This window comes from Streptosporangium longisporum, from assembly GCF_039534895.1.
GTDB classification, from domain to species: domain Bacteria; phylum Actinomycetota; class Actinomycetes; order Streptosporangiales; family Streptosporangiaceae; genus Streptosporangium; species Streptosporangium longisporum.
The window spans coordinates 611,945-630,068 of sequence record NZ_BAAAWD010000019.1 but is presented as its reverse complement, the minus strand read 5'-3'; the positions used below and the strand labels follow the sequence as shown (position 1 = coordinate 630,068).

Sequence of the window (18,124 nt, the reverse complement as noted above, 5' to 3'; positions counted from 1 at the left end):
GAGGCTTCGCTGGGGACCTGTGAGGCGCGTTCATGGTCGGCTATCCAGATAGGCCGGGATCTCTGGCCACAAGCGCCATGGGGTCTGGTTCACCGGGTTGCCTTGTCCTGGGAATGCGATGAGGACGATGCGGGCCAGGTCCTGTGATGCCGGGTGGTGCGGCTGTGACCGGCGCCCGAGCATAGGTGGCGCCGTCCTTCAGGACGACTACCGCCTTGATCGCCCGGTACGGCAGGTGTCGGCTCATCTGCCGGGCGACCGGAACGGCTCGCGAGCAGCACGGTCACGGTCTTCGGTGCCGGACTCAGGCTTCTTGACCGCCAAGTGACGAGAAAGAGAAGAGGTCGCCGTATCACGAGAGATCGTCGAAGCTTCGTGAATAGAGGCTCGTGTCCGATTCGAGGTCGTCGTACAGGGCCTCGCGGACGTCCGCGACGCCCATGAACGTCCACGTCACGGTCTCACCGAATTCGTTCAGGTAAGCGGCCTCGTCGGCCTTTCCCGTGGCCTCCGCCCGCCTTCTCGCACCTTCGATCGAGCGCTCATGGATGAGGACGGTGTCCTCGGTGTAACGAGCGGGTGCGTACCCGCCCTCCACGACCACCCTGTGGACGAGAAGCGCGATATAGGGCCGTCGCTCCGCGGTGTCGTCCGGCTGCTTTTCCGGCACGCTCGGTCTCCGTTCCGCCGTGGTCGAGCCCGCTGTGGTAAAGCGTTGAGTATCACATGTCTCACCCGAGTTTTTCCTGCCTTTTCTCGCCCGGACGGTTCCGTCCATTCGCTCGACGGGGTAATTCGTTTGCCCCTTCACCAGGGGCGAAGACATCATCGAGCATGGAGATGACACCGGAACTCCTCGCCCACTACGGGCTGGACAGGGAACACGACAGGCTCCGTACCGGACGCGGACGGCTGGAGTTGTGGCGGACGCAGGAGGTGCTGCGCGCGGCGCTGCCCGGTGCCCCGGCCAGGGTGCTGGACGTGGGCGGCGGCACCGGGGTGCACGCCGAGTGGCTGGCCGCCGACGGGTACGAGGTCGAGCTGATCGACCTGATACCGCTGCACGTGGAGCGGGCGGCGCGGCTGGCCGGGATCACCGCGCGGCAGGGGGACGCCAGGCATCTGCCGGTGCCCGACGAGAGCGTGGACGCGGTGCTGCTGCTGGGCCCGCTCTACCACCTGTCCGACCGCGCCGACCGGGTCCGCGCGCTGGCCGAGGCGGTACGGGTGGTACGGCCCGGAGGCCTGGTTGCCGCTGCGACGATCAACCGCTCCGCGGCCGTGCACGACATGATCCACCTGGAGCTGTACCTGCGGCCGGAGATGCGGAAGGTGGCGCTCTCGGCCCTGGTGGACGGGGACCTGCGCCACGCGCACGAAGGCTTCACCGCTTACATGCACGACCCGGACGACGTCCCGGCCGAGTTCGCCGACGCAGGGCTTCCCGGCGCCACCCGCCACGGCCTGGAGGGAGCCTTCTGGCTGTACCGCGACATCAACGGCTGGCTCGACGACCCCGAGCGCCGCGCCCTGGTGCTCGACGCCCAGCGCCGCCTGGAGTCGGTCCCCTCCCTGCTGGGCGTCAGCGGTCATATGCTCACACTCGCCCGTAAGGCATCCTGAGCGGTGACGCGCGGGCCGGACCCCATCACGGGGACACGCCCGGCCGTTCGAGCGTCCGAGCAGGCACCACGATGGAGAGACCGTGTCGATTCAGATCGTCCCGCTGGCCGACCCCCACCCGAACGCGTCCAGCCGCCGCCTGGTGTGGCTGGCCGTCGGCGGTGACGGGGTCCCCCTCGGGTCGGCGTTCCTGCGCCTGTTCGACACCGAGGGTCAGGACCACCTGGCCGAGCTGGAACTGAGCGTGCATCCCGTGGAGCGGCGCAGGGGGGTCGGCTCCGAACTGCTGGCGCGGGCGGTGGCGGGCGTCGTGGGGGAGGGGCGGCGCTGCGTGCTCGCCCAGGCCGGGGCCGGCACGCCGGGTGACCACTTCCTGGCCGACCGCGGCTTCCGCAGGGTGCTCACCCTGACGTACACCAGGCTCGTCCTGGCCCACACCGTCGCGGGCACGGTCGCCGGGCGGCCGGTCGCCGGGTACCGGCTGCGGTCCTGGGAGGGGACGGTGCCGGACGAGCTCGCCGTCACCTTCACCGCCTCCCGCCGGGCCATGGACGACATGCCGATGGACGACACCGACTACGGCGTCGTGGTCTGGGACGTCGAGCGGGTCAGGGCGGCGGCCAGGGCCGTCGAGGACCGTGGCGAACGGCTGTACACGGTCGCCGCCGTCGACGAGTCCGACGGCTCGATCGCCGGGTTCACCGAGCTGGTCGTCCCCGGTGACGGCAAGGGCGACGGCCAGCACTACGGCACGGGCGTCCTGCCGGAGCACCGGGGACGTGGCCTGGCCTGGTGGATGAAGGCCGAGATGATCCGGCAGGTCCGCGAGCGCCACCCGGACCTGACCGGGCTGCTGGCGGACACGGCCGAGAGCAACACCCGCATGCGGGCCGTCAACGACGCGCTCGGCTACCGGCCCACCCACAGGACGTTCCAGTACCAGCTCGACCTCTGACCTCCTTTCGAACGACCGGGGACCCGGGTGACCGGGTGACAGAGGGACAGGGACGCCCCGCGGCGTGGTGGCGGGCCGGACCGGTGGTCACCGGGCGACCCGCCAGCGCGCGACCCGCCACGGCGCGACCCGCCATCGGGCGACCTTCCACCGCGCGACCTTCCACCGCGCGACCCGCCACCGCGCCGGGACGGCTCATCCGATGACGCGGAACCAGACGCTCGTGGCGTGCGGCGACCGGGCCACGTCGACGTGCTCCAGCCTGACGTGGGTCCCGCCCGGGTGGTCGAACAGCCGGACGCCGTCGCCCAGCATCACGGGCGCGACGAACACGAGGATCTCGTCGAGCACACCCGCCGCCAGGCACTGCCGGGCGACGTCGGCGCCGAGGATGTTGACGTACTTCCCACCCGCGGCGGCCTTGGCCGCGGCGACGCCGCCGTCCAGGTCGCCGACGAAGGTGACGCCCGGCACCGGTGTGTCCGGGATGTGGTGGGTGAGGATGAACTGCGGCCCGGTCCAGTCGCCGCCGAACGGCTTCTCCTCCTTGTCGGTGCCCCGGTGGGGGTCGTCACCGCGGAAGGTGCGGTTGCCGACGAGAAGCGCGCCGATCTCGCCGATGAGCCCGTCCACCACCGGGTCGGGCCCGAGGTACGGGGTCAGCCAGGACATGTCGCCGCCCGGCCCGGCGATGAAGCCGTCCAGCGACATGGTGACCGAATACAGCATCCTGCTCATGAGGTGTCTCCGTCGGGGTCGATTTCGTATGACCCGCGTTGAGACGGTGGGTCGCGCCAGAACTCATCGATGCGCCGCCGACGGCCTCGCGGGAGGCGCCCCGGGGGCCGCGGGCAGCGTCATGGGCAGGCCGAACGCCGGGAACAGGCGGGGGTCGTGGAAGGCGGTGGCCTCGGCGATCCGGTCGTCCTCGATCCGCAGCACGGAGATCGCGAGGGCACCGTACGCGGGCTCGTCCGGGCGCCGCACGTAGGCCGCCACGGCCGGCTGCCGGTTGGCACCGACGGGGACCATCCGGAACCGTCCCACATGGTCGGGTGAGCCGGGGTCCCAGCTCGCCGCCAGGGACGCCACGACCGTGTCGCGGCCCTGGTACCACACCGACCACGGCGGCATCTGCGTCCGTACGTCCTCGGCCAGCAGGTCGGCGACCGCGGTCAGGTCGGCGCGTTCCATCGCGTCCATGTACCGCCGCAGCACCGACCGCTCCCGCTCGGTGGGCTCGGTCGTCGGTGCCCAGTCCGTGCGGCGTTCGGGAAGGTGCTCCCTCAGCGTGGCGCGGGCGCGCTGCAGGGCGCTGTTGACCGAGGCCACGCTGCCCTCCAGCAGGGTCGCGGTCTGCCTGGCGGGCCAGCCGAGCACGTCCCGCAGGATCAGCACCGCCCGCTGCCGGGGCGGCAGGTGCTGGAGCGCGGCCAGGAACGCCAGCTCGATCGTCTCCCTGGTGACGGCCACGGAGTCCGGCTCGGTCTCACCGGGCGCGGCCGGCTCCCACGACCGGTCGGGGAACGGCTGCAGCCACGCGATGTCGGTGCGGGACACCAGCGCGGCGCCCGGATCCGACGACCCGGCCAGATGCTGCGGGAGCACCCGGTGCGCGCGGCCGTCGAGGGCGTCCAGGCAGGCGTTCGTGGCGATCCGGTACAGCCAGGCCCGGAACGTCGAGCGCCCCTCGAAACCGCCGAGACCCCTCCACGCGCGCAGGAACGTCTCCTGCGTCAGGTCCTCGGCCTCGTCGAACGAGCCCAGCATCCGGTAGCAGTGCACCCTCAGCTCACCCCGGTGACGCTCGACGAGCGCCGCGAACGCGGACTCGTCGCCCGCCTGTGCCGCGGCCACCGTCGCGTCGCCCTCACCCGCGCCCACCAGGCCCCCTCCGTCCCGTCCCGCCCCCGGCCGGACCTGGCAGGCACCCTACAGAGCGGGTACGACAGAGCGGGTACGACGGAACGGCGAGCCGGGCGGGGAAGGCCAGGGCGGGCCGCCGGAGTGACGGGCCGGCCCCATGAGATGGAACGAGGAACGGGTGTGCCCCGGAGAGCGGAGCACACCCGTACGGGAGTAAGTCTAGAACCAGCCGCGCTTCTGGGCCATGGCCTGCAGGGCGCCGCGCAGCGACTGCTCGACCTGGCCGGGGTGGTCGCCGTAGTGGACCGTGAAACGGCTGTAGCTGTCGTGGCTGGAGCCGAAGCTGCCGCGCTTGTCGGCCTCCAGGATGATGTCCATCGCCTGCGGGCCCGCGATGAACGTGAGCTCCAGCTCGTTGAAGTGGCGGCGGTACTCGGGACCCGCGTAGTACTCGATCTCCTGGAAGAACGGCATCCGCGAGCCCTGCAGCGTGCCGCGCTCCAGGTCGGCCTTCTTGAAGCCGAAGCCCATGTTACCCAGCGCGCCGAGCACGTGGTCCTGGGCGGGCAGCGGGTTGACGAACAGCGCGTCGAGGTCGCCCTTGTCGAGCGCGCCGGCCAGGGCCAGCTCGGTGGAGACGCCCAGCTGCATGCCGCGCAGCGGGTGGCCGGCGACGGCGCTGATCGGGGTCTCCCACGGCACCTGGATCTCGAAGGGGGCCGACTGCGGGGCGCCCGCGGCCAGCTGGAAGGAGCCGGTGATCTGCTGGCGCAGGAAGCTGTAGGTCGACTTGTACTCGTTGTCGCCGCTCTCGACCTCGACGACGGCGGTGAAGTCGATGAAGATGCCCTCCACCTTGTAGTCGGAGCCGCCACCGCGGAAGTTGACCTGCCCGCGCAGCACCTCGCCGGGCCGGACGTGCGAGTTCTGCAGGACCGTGTCGACCTCGACACCGGCCCCGAACGCGGCCATCAGCTTGCGGAACACCATTTGATCTCTCCTAGGGGAACTGCCGCCTTCTGCGGCGGGGAATCGGTGGAGGTCTGTCAGGGGGTGTGGTTCTGCGGTCCGGCCTGCCCGCCGGCGCCGTTCACGCCGTTGGCGCCGTCGTTCAGCCGGGGCAGCAGCTGAGCGAGCAGCAGTGTGGACAACGCGGAGGTGTCGCCGGAGGTTCCTGAGGTGCGCACGACGACCGGCCGCGGGGCACTCTCGGCGAGCCTGGCGCCCACGTCCAGGCGGCGGCGGGCCAGCTCGTACTGCAGGACGGCGCGGTTGTCGCGGTAGGAGTCGGCCAGCCTGCGCAGCCCCTTGGCCTCGTTCTCGGCCGAGGTCAGCTCGGCCCGGCCCTTGGCCTCGATCTCCCAGCGCACCCGCTGCGCCTCGGTCTCGTGCTCCTCCAGCATGCGGGCGACGTCCTTGCGGGCCGTGTTGGCGGCGGCCCGCACCTCGACGATGCGCGCGTCACGGGTCTTCTTGGAGCGTTCGATCTCCATCAGCAGGGTGTCGATGCGGCGCTTGCGGGTCAGCTCCCACTCGCGCTCGAACGCCGACAGCTCCTTGGCGACCTTCTCGCGGGTGGCCAGGTGCTGCTGGTACTGGTCGGGCAGCTGCACGTCGGGGATGTTGGCGCCGGTGATGCGCACCCCGTACCGGCCGAGCTGGCGGGTGAGCAGCTCCTGCATGTCGCCGACGTCGGACCCGCGCAGGTCGTACGCGCGCTCGGTGTGCACCTGGCGGCTGCGCTGGCGGATGGCGTCCTGTACGGCGCTGCTGAGCACGAGGTCGAAGTTACCGGCCCCGATGGTCCGGACGAAGGCGACCGGGTCGACGATGCGGAACTTCAGGAAGAACTCGATCGACTTGAGCGGGACGTTCTCCGCCGTCGGGCAGGCCGCGATCGGCGCGGAGTAGGGGATCTCGGTGGAGGTGTCGACCACCGCGTCCACCCGGTCCCAGGGCAGCCACAGGTAGTGCCGTCCGGGCGGCAGGGTGCCCACGATGGCGCCCCAGCGGCTGCGCACGCCCGTGGTGCCCTCCTCGATCTCGATGATGGCCCGGCGCCAGAGCCAGACGGCCGCCGCGACCAGGGTGAGCACGGACGCGGCCGCGGCCAGCAGGGACAGGGCGCCGTCGGCGAACACCGCGGTGCCGGCCAGGTAGAGGGCGGCCAGCAGCAGCCCGACCCAGGCGAAGCCCCGGCGGTCCTTGGGGATGACCACCGGCACGAGCTGGCCCGACTCGCCGCCGCGCAGCAGCTGGCGGATCTCCGACCAGGAGGCCAGCGATTCCTTGATCTTGGAGAACTCTCTGCCGCTCATCGGACCTCCTCCTGTACGGCGGTCGCCGCGTCGTCGCCGCTGGTCGAGCCCACGGCCGTGACCGGGGCCGTGCTCGGGGTCGCCTGGGTCGCCGTCGAGGACGGGACGGGGACGACGACGTCGGCCGGGGCGTTGAGCAGGGCGGCGATCTCCGCCCCACGCTCCTCGACGCGCCCGCCGATCTCACCCGTACGGGCCCTGATCGCGGCCATGTCCGCCTCGGAGAACAGCTGTGCCTCGTGGCCGCCGACGAGCTGTCCGGCCAGGGCGAGCAGGTCGACGTCGGCGATCTCGCCGACCTGGACCAGGCGGGGCAGGTACGGGGCGACGGACTCGAGCTTGTCGAGCAGGTCCTGCTGGAAGCGGTACCCGAGGATCTCCGGGGCCTGGGCGGCGCTCAGCGCGCGGATGTCCAGCGCCTGGGCCTCCAGCAGCGCGGCGTTGGCCTTGGCGGTGGACTCGGCCTCCACCAGCCGCTGGCCGCCGGCGGCCTTGGCCTGGTGGGAGGCGCGCTCCAGCGCGGTGTCGATCCTGGCCTGGTGGCCGGCGATCTCGGCGTGGATGGCCGAGAGCTGCTCCTGCAGCCCGGCGAGCTCCTTGATCAGGTCACCCTCGTTCTGCTCCTTGCGCAGCTGGAGCTCGTACTCGTAGGTGTACGCCTCCTTGGCGACCCTGATCATCTCCGGGGCGGCCAGGTCCATCCGGTACTCCTGGCTGGTCGGCTCGGCGTGCGTGATGTTGACGTCGGTGAGCCGTACCGCGGGCAGGAACTGCTGGTTGAGGTTGTCCAGCATGCCCATGGTGCTCTCGCCGACCAGGTCGTAGATCTCCTCGGCGCGCTGGGCGTAGATCAGCGAGCGGGTGACCTCGCTGATGGCGTTCTGTAGCTTGGCCTGGAAGCCGCCGACCGAGCCGAGCACGAAGATGAACTCGGCCGGGTCCTCGATGCGGAACTGCAGGAACAGGTCGACGCTGGCCTTGACGCCCTGCTGGGTGGGGGCCTCGCTGATGGGCGCGTTGAAGGGGTACTCGCGGGTGGTGTTGACGATGTAGCTGACCCGCTTCCACGGGTTGAACAGCGTCACCCGGCCCGGATCGGCGATCTGCACGAGCTTGCCGAACTTGGTGATCAGGGCCTTGCAGCCCTCGGGCACCATGACCACGCTGCGCCGCCACCACAGGAACGCCGCGGCCAGCACCAGGACGACCCAGTAGTGCGGGCCGAACAGCACCCGGGCGCCCTCCGGCAGCCCGGTGGCCACCAGGCCGACCACGCCGAGACCGGCCAGCACGACCAGCGGGACGATCACCCTGGCGGTGGTGCTCCTGGGGATGACCACCGGGGAGATGACGTGGACCGGTTCGCCGTTCGGGCCCTGGCCGCTGAAGCTGCGGTTGACGATCTCGCCGGCCTCGTTCAGCGGTGCGCTGCGGGCCTCGATGACCGTCCCCACGGACGCGCCCTGGTCGCGGGCCGCGGTGAAGTCGGAGGGGGTGAGCGCGAAGCCCATGGCCGCCCCGGGACCGCCCTGCCCGCCGCCCTGACCCTGGCCGGTGAACCGGTCCTGGACCTGACCGGCGAACTGCTGGGCGGCCTGGCCGACCACCTGGCGCATGTCGCCGCCCTGGCCCATCGTCTGGGCCGCGGTCCTGGCGTACTGCATGGCTTCCCTTGGCCGGGACATCACACCTCCGGATTGTTCACAACTGGAAAGGCCCATATATCACGCTTTGTGATCGTGCGCACTCCGGACAGTAAAGGGGAACCCGCTTGCGAACCGCTTGCCGGGCGATTGACGTGGCCGCGCGGGGATCGTACGGGGCCCATGAGGCCGTCCGGGAAAGGGACGCGGTCGCCGGGACGAAGAGCGGGGGTCCGTCCGGGCCGGGCGGGGGGACGTTCGGGGGAGAACTGTCGGTGGCGCCGCCTACAGTGAGACAGGTGAGGCCGGTAACAGATTTGCAGCGCAAGGTGGCCCCCTTCGAGGTCGTCACCGACATGATCCCTTCGGGTGACCAGCCCGCCGCGATCGCCGAGCTCGAACGGCGCGTCAAGGGTGGTGACAGGGACAACGTCCTGCTGGGCGCCACGGGCACGGGCAAGACCGCCACGGTCGCCTGGCTGATCGAGCGCCTCCAGCGGCCGACCCTGGTCATCCAGCCGAACAAGACACTCGCCGCCCAGTTCGCCAACGAACTGCGCGAGATGATGCCCAACAACGCCGTCGAGTACTTCGTCTCCTACTACGACTACTACCAGCCCGAGGCGTACGTCCCGCAGAGCGACACCTACATCGAGAAGGACTCCTCGATCAACGAGGAGGTCGAGCGGCTCCGCCACTCGGCGACCAACTCGCTGCTGACCCGGCGCGACACCATCGTGGTGGCCTCGGTGTCGTGCATCTACGGCCTGGGCACCCCCCAGGAGTACGTCGACCGCATGACCAGGCTCAAGGTCGGCCAGGAGATCGAGCGCGACGTCCTGCTGCGCCGCCTCGTCGACATGCAGTACACCCGCAACGACATGGCCTTCACCCGGGGCACCTTCCGGGTGCGCGGCGACACCGTCGAGATCATCCCCAAGTACGAAGAGCTCGCCGTGCGGATCGAGATGTTCGGCGACGAGATCGAGAAGCTCTCGACCATGCACCCGCTGACCGGCGAGGTGATCACCGAGGACGACGAGCTCTACATCTTCCCGGCCTCGCACTACGTCGCGGGCCCCGAGCGGATGGAGCGCGCCGTCCGCAGCATCGAGGCCGAGCTGGCCGAGAGCCTGGAGACGATGGAGCGCCAGGGCAAGCTCCTGGAGGCCCAGCGGCTGCGCATGCGCACCACCTACGACCTGGAGATGATGCGCCAGATCGGCAGCTGCTCCGGCATCGAGAACTACTCGCGCCACATGGACGGCCGGGCCCCGGGCAGCGCCCCCAACACCCTGCTCGACTACTTCCCCGAGGACTTCCTCCTCGTCCTGGACGAGTCCCACCAGACCGTCCCGCAGATCGGCGCGATGTACGAGGGCGACGCCTCCCGCAAGCGCACCCTGGTCGACCACGGCTTCCGCCTGCCGTCGGCGATGGACAACCGCCCGCTGAAGTGGGAGGAGTTCCTGGAGCGGATCGGCCAGACGGTCTACCTGTCGGCCACCCCCGGCACCTACGAGCTCGGCCGCTCCAAGGGCGACGTGGTCGAGCAGGTCATCCGGCCGACCGGCCTGATCGACCCCGAGGTGATCGTCAAGCCGACCAAGTCGCAGATCGACGATCTGATCCACGAGATCCGCGTCCGCACCGAGCGGGACGAGCGGGTCCTGGTCACCACGCTGACCAAGAAGATGTCCGAGGACCTCACCGACTACCTGCTGGAGCTCGGCATCCGGGTCCGCTACCTGCACAGCGAGGTCGACACCCTGCGCCGCATCGAGCTCCTGCGCGAGCTGCGGATGGGCGAGTTCGACGTGCTGGTCGGCATCAACCTGCTCCGCGAGGGCCTGGACCTGCCCGAGGTGTCGCTGGTGGCCATCCTCGACGCCGACAAGGAGGGCTTCCTGCGCTCGGAGACCTCCCTGATCCAGACCATCGGCCGCGCGGCCCGGAACGTCTCCGGCCAGGTGCACATGTACGCCGACCGGATCACCCCCTCGATGGAGCGGGCGATCGACGAGACCAACCGCCGCCGGGCCAAGCAGATCGCCTACAACGAGGCCCACGGCATCGACCCGCAGCCGCTCCGCAAGAAGATCGCCGACATCCTCGACTCGCTCAACCGCGAGGACGCCGACACCGAGCAGCTTCTCGGCGGCAGCGGCCGTCAGCAGTCGCGCGGCAAGGCCCCGGTGCCCGGCTTCGCGCTCAAGCAGGCGGGCCAGCACGCCAAGGCGATCGCCGGTGAGATGCCCAGGGCACAGCTGGAGGCGCTGATGGAGTCGCTCACCGCGCAGATGCACCAGGCCGCCACCGACCTCCAGTTCGAGGTCGCCGCCCGGCTCCGCGACGAGATCAAGGAGCTCAAGCGGGAGGTACGCGACATGCGCGAGGCCGGCGTCTCCTGACCGGCCACCCCGGCCGCCCCGGCCGCCCCGGCCGCCCCGGCCACCCTGGCCACCTCGGCCGCCGACCACGCGATCCCGGGCCCTCACGGAAGGGCCCGGGCCTTCGGACGCGGGACACGCGGGGGAGCCTTCGGGTGCGGGACTCGCGGGGGAGCAGGACCCGGCCGGTGGCGACCGGCCCACCCCGGCCGTGAAACGGCTGGCCGCTCTCCGGGGGCCGCGGATACGGTCGGGGGATGCGACGGTGCGCCGGATGCGGCTGCTGGGAGTACGGCGGGGCGCCGGGCTGTGACAGGTGCGCGGCGCTGGTCGACCGGATCGTCGAGGACGGCTGGCGGGAGTTCCTGCGGGAGCGCTTCGGCCCGGACGGGCCGTCTCCCGAGGACGAATCGGTCATCGCCGAGATGGTCGCGGACGAGCCCGACCGGCACGGCTGGCGGGTCGTCGACGCCGCTCTCGACCGGATCGTCTGCCGTGAATGCCGGGGCCCGCTGAGCAGGGGGCCCCGGGGCTGCCCGCCGTGCGACCTCGCCGACGGCTTCCGCTACTCGGCCGTCGAGATCGATCGTCCCCGCGTACCGCCCGGCAACGAGCACGCGATCAGGGTCGGCGTCTCGGTGGTCCGCGCAGGGCACCGGCAGTCGCCGCGAGCCCTGCTCAGCTGGAGACTCTGCCTGCCCGCCCTGCTGGACGGCTTCCTGCCCAGCACCCCCCAGGCCCAGGCGCTGCGCGCCCGGATCAACGCCGGAGCCACCTACGACGACCTCGCCGACCTCGCGATCATGGGCCGATGAAACTGCTCAGGTCCAGGTCGATGTCGACCGGGAAACCGATGTCCGTCGTCAGCCGATCGCGATGGATGCCCGTGGGGACGTACGCCCTGACGGCGGGCTCCAGCTCGAAGGTGTAGACGACCGGCCTGTCGTTCTCCTGCTCCACGCGCCACAGGTGCCTGATCCCGGCGCCGGAGTACTTGACGGGCTTGGTGGTGCGGTCTCGCTCCAGCGACTCGGGAGAGACCACCTCGACCACCAGGTGCACGTCCTCGGGCCTGAACGAGGTCGTTCTCAGGTTCGTCAGCGCGGACCTCGACACCACCATGATGTCGGGCTCGGGCCGCTGCCGGATCCCCAGGGTCACGGTCATCTCCCGGACGACGGCAAGGTGTTCAGGAGGTAGGAGTCCTCTTTCGAAGACTCTGAGCATGAACATGTGGAAAGCGGTCTGGGGAGGCCTCATGATGAGCGACCCGTCGATCAGTTCGACATGCCGGGGCGCGTCCGCAGGGAGGTCGTCGAGCATGTCGGCGGTCCACCCGCCGGCCGGTCCCGGGTAGAACCACTCGGGAAAACGGCTGCCATCAGAGAACCTCCTTCGCCGGCACCCTGGAACGTTATCCGACGGAGTCATGATGTCACTCTCCGTGCCCGGCGCACGGGCCGTTCGGGCCGTCGTGCCGCCGGGGCGCGGAGCGGAGGGTCAGCGGGCGTCGTCCGGACGGGAGCGGTTGATCATCGTGCGGTTGTAGAGCTCGTCGATCTCGTCCAGCGGGTCGGGCGCGCGGCGACGGGCCTCGATCTCCAGATCGGTACGACCCTGGATCTGGTCGATGTTCCCGGCCGCGTGCTCCATCTGGTCGTTGCGCAGGTCGGCCCTGATCCGGGCGCAGGACGTGGTCAGCTTGGAGTGGTGCTCGCGCAGCCTGCTCAGGGCCGTGTGGTCGACGTAGGGCGACACCCGGCGTTCCTGGGCGTAGTGGGCGAGCTGGGCGTCCAGCTGGTCGGCGTGCACCGAGATCTCGGCCACCAGGTGGGGCAGGTCGCCCAGGCCCCAGCCGCCGCGCAGCGCGTGCTCCACGGCCTGGCGGGTCAGCGACACCTCGCGCCGCAGGTCGAGCCGCATCCGCTCGGTCTCGGCGGCGTCGCCGGTGCCCATCGCCGCCATGTGCGAGGTGACCCGTTCGGTCACCTTCCTGGCCTTCTTGCTGGCCTTCTTACCGACCTGGACCAGCAGGTAGATCCCGACGCCTCCCAGGAGAAGCAGGAACAGCAGGATCACCAGCAGGACGATGAGGAAATCGCCGATCGGAGCCACCTCCCGGCAGGGGTTGGACGGGGTGTTTCGAGCATAGCCCGCGCCGGCGCCCCCGCGAGGGCGCCGGACGCGGCGGAACCGGCAGGTGCCGGGTGGAGTGTCGTCATCCCAGGCTCGGCTGGGCGGCGCGCCGTCGTATCCGCCGGGTCGCCAGCCAGGCCAGCACCGCGAGCATCGCCACCACCACGACGACCAGGACCGGGAGGAAGATCGCCACCAGGCTGAGGCCCAGGGATCCGGCGTCCTCCACCGTGCTGACCACGGGCGCTCCCACCCCGGCCGTGGTGGCGTTCACCACCGGCCTGGTGGCCGCCTTCATGGTGTGCACGGCCAGCGCGATCCCGATGCCCAGAACCCAGCTGAGCCAGGGGTTGTGGCTCATCCAGGTCGAGCCGTCCAGCCGGGCCGCCGCCTCGGTGGCGCTGAAGACCACGCCACCGGAGGCCGGGCGGACGACGGTCTGGATCATGTCGTTGACGCTGTCGACCACCGGGACCTTGTCGAGCACGAACTCCGCCAGGAGCAGCACCCCGATGATCCCGAGCACCCAGCCGTTGGTGAGCCAGGCGAACTCCTGCGGCAGCCGTACCTGGTCGGTGAAGTTGGCGAGCAGGCCGACCACCAACAGCGGGATGTAGGCGTTGAGCCCGGCCGCGGTGGAGAGTCCGAGGCCTGTCAGTGCCGCGAGCATCGCACCTCCGTAGTGTTCTCTGCGGGGTTCAACGGTCACCGCCCGCCGAACGATCCCGATCGGCCGCCTCGGTGGATATCACTCCGGTATCGGCGGGCGTCCCCGTGCCGCTCGCGGTCCCGCGCTCTCGGCCGCGTTCACCAGATCCGCCCCGATATCCGCATCAAGGTCCGCTCCGACGCCCGCGCCGAGGTCCGCTCCGATGCCCGAGCCGAGGTCGGCTCCGGCGTCCGCCCCGATGCCCGAGCGGAGGTTCGCCCCGAGGTCGGTGCCGACGCCTGTGCCGACGACCGCCGCGACGTCCACGCTCGTGACGTCCGCGCCCGTGACGTCCACGCCCGCGGCGATGCCCGTCCCGGCGTCGGTGCCGTCGGGGTGGGGCGGCAGCCAGCCCCGGCCGGGCACGTAGTGGCGCACCACCCTGGCCGGGATGCCGGCGATCACGCTGTGGTCGGGGAACTCCCCGCGCACCACGGCCCCGCCCGCCACCACGCACTGCCTGCCGATCCTGGTACCGGGCAGGATGATCGCGCCGGTGCCCAGCCACGAGCCCGGCCCGATGGAGACCGGGTTGTTGCGCGGCCACTGGCGGCCGATCGGCGCCTCGGGGTCGTCGTAGACGTGGTTCTGGTCGGTGATGTAGACGTACGGGCCGGTGAAGACGTCGTCGCCGATGTCGATCGACTGGTGGCCCACGATGTGGCTGCCCCGGCCGATGGAACAGCTCCGGCCGATCCGCACGATCGAGTCCGGGCCCAGGTCGACCCCCGGGCCCATGCCCGCGGAGATGGAGACCCGCTCGCCGATCAGGGAGTGCTCGCCGATCTCGATCCAGGCCTCGCCGAAGATCGCCCCGACCGGGAACGACAGGCACGCGCCCTCGCCCAGCCGGCGGAAGCGGTAACCGCCGGGACTGGCCGGAGTGACCGTACCGGCCTCGCGGGCGGCGGCCCAGAGCCGGTGAACGAGGCTGCCGGCGGCACGCCGCACCACACCACGAAGTGACATGACGGAACAAGTTACCGCTCGGTCGGGGACCTTCGGCATGCGGGTCGAGATCGTCCGGGCCGTCCGCCTGCGCCGTTTGATATTCTGAGAGCCCGTGGACCTGTAGGCCATTCATAAGGGTGCGCCGACTGATCTGTAACGACCACGGGAGCCTTCTTGCGCAGCGCCGCACACACCAAACATCTGTTCGTCACCGGCGGCGTCGCCTCCAGCCTGGGAAAGGGACTGACGGCCTCCAGCCTCGGACGCCTTCTCAAGCTGCGCGGCCTGCGGGTCACCATGCAGAAGCTCGACCCCTACCTCAACGTCGACCCCGGCACCATGAACCCGTTCCAGCACGGTGAGGTGTTCGTCACCGACGACGGGGCCGAGACCGACCTGGACGTCGGCCACTACGAGCGGTTCCTCGACACCGAGCTGCACGGCTCGGCGAATGTGACCACCGGCCAGGTCTACTCCAACGTCATCGCCAAGGAGCGCCGCGGCGAGTACCTCGGTGACACCGTGCAGGTCATCCCGCACATCACCAACGAGATCAAGGACCGCATCCGGTCCATGGCCGGGCCCGAGGTGGACGTGGTGATCACCGAGGTCGGCGGCACCGTGGGCGACATCGAGTCGCTGCCCTTCCTGGAGGCCGTCCGCCAGGTCCGTCACGAGGTCGGCCGCGACAACGTGTTCTTCCTGCACGTCTCGCTGCTGCCGTACATCGGCCCGAGCGGCGAGCTGAAGACCAAGCCGACCCAGCACTCGGTGGCCGCGCTGCGCAGCATCGGCATCCAGCCCGACGCGATCGTCCTGCGCTCCGACCGCCCCGTCACGAACGCGATCAAGCGCAAGATCAGCCTCATGTGCGACGTGGACGAGGACGCGGTCGTCTCCGCCATCGACGCCGCCAGCATCTACGACATCCCCAAGGTGCTGCATTCGGAGGGGCTGGACGCCTACGTGGTGCGCCGCCTGGGCCTGCCCTTCAGGGACGTGGACTGGAAGGAGTGGGAGCAGCTGCTGCGCCGGGTGCACCGCCCGGCCAACGAGGTCACGATCGCGCTCGTCGGCAAGTACATCGACCTGCCCGACGCCTACCTGTCGGTCACCGAGGCGCTGCGCGCGGGCGGCTTCGCCAACGATGCCCGCGTCAACATCCGCTGGGTCAAGAGCGACGACTGCGAGACCCCCGAGGGCGCCGCCCGCGAGCTGGACGGCGTCGACGGCGTGCTGATCCCCGGCGGCTTCGGCGTGCGCGGCATCGAGGGCAAGGTCGGCGCGATCCGGCACGCCAGGGAGAACAAGGTCCCGCTGCTGGGCATCTGCCTGGGCATGCAGTGCATGGTCATCGACGCCGCCCGCCACCTGGCCGGCATCGAGGACGCGGGCAGCACCGAGTTCGACGCCGAGACCACCCACCCGGTCATCTCCACCATGGCCGACCAGCAGGACGTCGTCTCCGGCGAGCGCGACATGGGCGGCACCATGCGGCTGGGCCTGTACCCGGCCAGGCTCGCCGAGGAGTCGCTGGCCCGCAGGCTGTACGGGATGGCCAAGGTGGACGAGCGCCACCGCCACCGCTACGAGGTCAACAACTCCTACCGCGAGCAGCTGGAGAAGGTCGGCATGGTCTTCTCCGGGCTCTCGCCCGACGGCCGCCTGGTGGAGTACGCCGAGCTGCCCGGTGACGTCCACCCCTTCTTCATCGGCACCCAGGCGCACCCGGAGTTCCGCTCCCGCCCCACCCGTGCCCACCCGCTGTTCAAGGGCCTGATCGCCGCCTCCCTGACGTACGCCGACATCCGCGGCACCGCCGCAAAGGCCGGGCGGGGCAAGTGAGCGGCACCGCAGAGGGCACCGGCTCCGCAGACCGGATCGAGTTCGTCGGGGGACCGGAGGGCCTGGAGGTCCGGGACGTGCCCGAGGAGTGGAAGGTCGACTCCAGCACCGAGCACTTCCGCGCCCGGGTGATCACCGGCGTCACCGACGCCGTGGTGATGCCGGACGGCGAGATCGTCAACCGCGACTACGTGGTCCATCCCGGCTCGGTGGCGGTCGTCGCGCTGGACGAGCAGGACCGGATCCTGCTGCTGCGCCAGTACCGCCATCCCGTACGGCGGCTGCTGTGGGAGCTGCCCGCGGGGCTGCGCGACGTGGACGGCGAGCCCCTGCACGTCGGGGCGGCCCGCGAGCTCGCCGAGGAGACCGGCTACCGGGCCGGGACCTGGCACGTCCTGGTCGACGCCTTCACCTCGCCGGGCATGGCGAACGAGCGCACCCGGATCTTCCTGGCCAGGGATCTGGCCCTGCTGCCCGAGGGAGAACTGGACTTCGTCCGGCGGCACGAGGAGGCCGACATGCCGCTGGCCTGGATTCCCCTGTCCGACGCGGTTCGGCGTGCCATGGCGGGAATGATCCACAATTCCCAAGCCGTGGCCGGTATTCTCGCCGCATACGCCGCTTCGGCGGATGGATTCGCCTCGCTGCGGCCCGCCGACGCACCGGAGGCATGATCAGGAGGACACCCTGAGCGAGACGGAGGCCGTCCTGTCCAGCTACCTCGCTCACCTGGCGGTGGAGCGGGGCCTGGCCGCCAACACCCTGGCCTCCTACCGCCGTGACCTCCTGCGTTACCTGGAACATCTGAAGAGCCGCGGTCACGTCACCTTCGGCGGGGTCGCCGAGGGCGACGTCGCCGCGTTCGTGGCGGCGCTCAGGGAGGGCGACGAGGCGCACCAGGCCCTCGTCGCCGCCTCGGCGGCGCGGGCCGTCTCCGCCGTGCGGGGCCTGCACCGTTTCGCGCTGACCCAGGGCGTCTGCCGGCACGACCCCGCCCACCAGGTACGCCCGCCCCGCCAGCTGCGGCGGCTGCCCAAGGCGATCAGCGTCCGCGACGTGGAACGGCTGATCGCCGCCTGCGGTTCCGACGGCGCCCCCCTGACGCTGCGCAACCGGGCCCTGCTGGGGCTGCTGTACGGCACCGGCGCGCGCATCTCCGAGGCCGTGGGGCTCTGCGTGGACGACGTCGACCTGGAGACCGGCGCCTGGCGGGTGCGGCTGCGCGGCAAGGGCGGGCGTGCCCGGCTGGTGCCGCTGGGCGGCTTCGCCGGGGAGGCCCTGCGCGCCTACCTCGCCCGTGCCCGCCCCCGTATCGTCTCCCAGGGACGCGGCGGACCAGGGCTGTTCCTCAACGCCCGGGGCGGCCGGCTGACCCGTCAGGGGGCCTGGGAGGTCCTCCGGGGCGCCGCGGAACGCGGCGGGCTGGACGGCGTGTCGCCACATATGTTGCGACATTCGTTCGCAACCCACCTCCTCGACGGGGGTGCGGACGTTAGGCTGGTCCAGGAACTACTCGGCCATGCCTCGGTGACCACCACCCAGGTGTACACCCAGGTGACGGTCGACAAGCTCCGAGGGGTCTGTGCCGCTGCTCGTCCGCGCACGCGGGATTGACCTTGCTTATGTCCGGGCGTGCCGCCTTGCCGCATACGTGTTGACGCCATAGTGTCCGTCCGGACGGTTCCGGT

General features: G+C 70.9%; 17 protein-coding genes. 7 read left to right on the top strand and 10 right to left on the bottom strand.

What is annotated here, in order from left to right; translation table 11 throughout:
• Positions 1-352: 352 nt before the first annotated feature.
• A complete protein-coding gene (locus tag ABD832_RS34640) occupies positions 353-670 on the bottom strand; it encodes a DUF4288 domain-containing protein (RefSeq protein WP_344904237.1) in 318 nt (105 codons plus the stop codon).
• 170 nt (positions 671-840) lie between these two features.
• Here ABD832_RS34640 and ABD832_RS34635 point away from each other — a divergent pair, with 170 nt between their 5' ends.
• Together ABD832_RS34635 and ABD832_RS34630 are read left to right on the top strand one after the other, a co-directional pair.
• Positions 841-1,623 (top strand): class I SAM-dependent methyltransferase, encoded by a 783-nt coding sequence (locus ABD832_RS34635; RefSeq protein WP_344904232.1) that lies wholly within the window; start codon positions 841-843, stop codon positions 1,621-1,623.
• 82 nt (positions 1,624-1,705) lie between these two features.
• Complete coding sequence (locus ABD832_RS34630; RefSeq protein WP_344904229.1) at positions 1,706-2,578, top strand: GNAT family N-acetyltransferase; 873 nt, start codon at positions 1,706-1,708, stop codon at positions 2,576-2,578.
• Positions 2,579-2,773: 195 nt separating this feature from the next.
• Here ABD832_RS34630 and ABD832_RS34625 read toward each other — a convergent pair whose 3' ends face one another.
• The 5 genes from ABD832_RS34625 to ABD832_RS34605 all read right to left on the bottom strand — a co-directional run bounded on the left by ABD832_RS34625 (position 2,774) and on the right by ABD832_RS34605 (position 8,426).
• Entirely contained in the window at positions 2,774-3,316 is a 543-nt protein-coding gene (locus ABD832_RS34625) for a dihydrofolate reductase family protein (protein ID WP_344904226.1), read from the bottom strand.
• Positions 3,317-3,379: 63 nt separating this feature from the next.
• On the bottom strand, positions 3,380-4,462 hold the full coding sequence (locus ABD832_RS34620; RefSeq protein WP_344904223.1) for a sigma-70 family RNA polymerase sigma factor: 1,083 nt from the start codon (positions 4,460-4,462) through the stop codon (positions 3,380-3,382).
• Positions 4,463-4,663: 201 nt separating this feature from the next.
• On the bottom strand, positions 4,664-5,434 hold the full coding sequence (locus ABD832_RS34615; protein ID WP_344904220.1) for a sporulation protein: 771 nt from the start codon (positions 5,432-5,434) through the stop codon (positions 4,664-4,666).
• Positions 5,435-5,490: 56 nt separating this feature from the next.
• On the bottom strand, positions 5,491-6,762 hold the full coding sequence (locus ABD832_RS34610; RefSeq protein ID WP_344904217.1) for an SPFH domain-containing protein: 1,272 nt from the start codon (positions 6,760-6,762) through the stop codon (positions 5,491-5,493).
• Positions 6,759-8,426 carry an SPFH domain-containing protein gene (locus ABD832_RS34605; RefSeq protein WP_344904214.1) on the bottom strand — a complete coding sequence of 556 codons (1,668 nt, stop codon included), beginning with the start codon at positions 8,424-8,426 and terminating at the stop codon, positions 6,759-6,761. The genes ABD832_RS34610 and ABD832_RS34605 overlap by 4 nt, the downstream gene beginning before the upstream one ends.
• A 278-nt stretch (positions 8,427-8,704) precedes the next feature.
• On the opposite strand from ABD832_RS34605, the gene uvrB reads away from it, so the two are divergent.
• Both uvrB and ABD832_RS34595 read left to right on the top strand, forming a co-directional pair.
• Positions 8,705-10,816, top strand: a complete 2,112-nt coding sequence (uvrB, locus tag ABD832_RS34600) for an excinuclease ABC subunit UvrB (protein ID WP_344904211.1) — start codon at positions 8,705-8,707, stop codon at positions 10,814-10,816.
• A 236-nt stretch (positions 10,817-11,052) separates the two neighbouring features.
• Positions 11,053-11,610: a hypothetical protein gene (locus tag ABD832_RS34595; RefSeq protein WP_344904208.1), complete on the top strand. Its 558-nt coding sequence runs from the start codon at positions 11,053-11,055 to the stop codon at positions 11,608-11,610.
• Here the strand turns inward: ABD832_RS34595 and ABD832_RS34590 are convergent.
• The 4 genes from ABD832_RS34590 to ABD832_RS34575 all read right to left on the bottom strand — a co-directional run bounded on the left by ABD832_RS34590 (position 11,597) and on the right by ABD832_RS34575 (position 14,609).
• Positions 11,597-12,118, bottom strand: coding sequence for a Uma2 family endonuclease (locus tag ABD832_RS34590; RefSeq protein ID WP_344904205.1), 522 nt, complete (start codon positions 12,116-12,118; stop codon positions 11,597-11,599). The two genes, ABD832_RS34595 and ABD832_RS34590, sit on opposite strands and share 14 nt — an antisense overlap.
• Positions 12,119-12,295: 177 nt before the next feature.
• A complete protein-coding gene (locus ABD832_RS34585) occupies positions 12,296-12,910 on the bottom strand; it encodes a hypothetical protein (RefSeq protein ID WP_344904200.1) in 615 nt (204 codons plus the stop codon).
• Between the two features lie 103 nt (positions 12,911-13,013).
• Positions 13,014-13,601, bottom strand: coding sequence for a DUF4126 domain-containing protein (locus ABD832_RS34580; RefSeq protein WP_344904197.1), 588 nt, complete (start codon positions 13,599-13,601; stop codon positions 13,014-13,016).
• A gap of 78 nt (positions 13,602-13,679) precedes the next feature.
• Positions 13,680-14,609, bottom strand: a complete 930-nt coding sequence (locus tag ABD832_RS34575) for an acyltransferase (RefSeq protein WP_344904194.1) — start codon at positions 14,607-14,609, stop codon at positions 13,680-13,682.
• A gap of 156 nt (positions 14,610-14,765) precedes the next feature.
• Here ABD832_RS34575 and pyrG point away from each other — a divergent pair, with 156 nt between their 5' ends.
• From pyrG to ABD832_RS34560, 3 genes are read left to right on the top strand one after another with little or no spacing between them, the layout of a single operon-like run.
• Positions 14,766-16,436 carry a CTP synthase gene (pyrG, locus tag ABD832_RS34570; protein WP_344904191.1) on the top strand — a complete coding sequence of 557 codons (1,671 nt, stop codon included), beginning with the start codon at positions 14,766-14,768 and terminating at the stop codon, positions 16,434-16,436.
• A 35-nt stretch (positions 16,437-16,471) separates the two neighbouring features.
• On the top strand, positions 16,472-17,110 hold the full coding sequence (locus ABD832_RS34565; RefSeq protein ID WP_413224879.1) for an NUDIX domain-containing protein: 639 nt from the start codon (positions 16,472-16,474) through the stop codon (positions 17,108-17,110).
• Positions 17,067-18,050 carry a tyrosine recombinase gene (locus tag ABD832_RS34560; protein WP_344904188.1) on the top strand — a complete coding sequence of 328 codons (984 nt, stop codon included), beginning with the start codon at positions 17,067-17,069 and terminating at the stop codon, positions 18,048-18,050. Before ABD832_RS34565 ends, ABD832_RS34560 begins: the two co-directional genes overlap by 44 nt.
• Positions 18,051-18,124 lie beyond the last annotated feature (74 nt).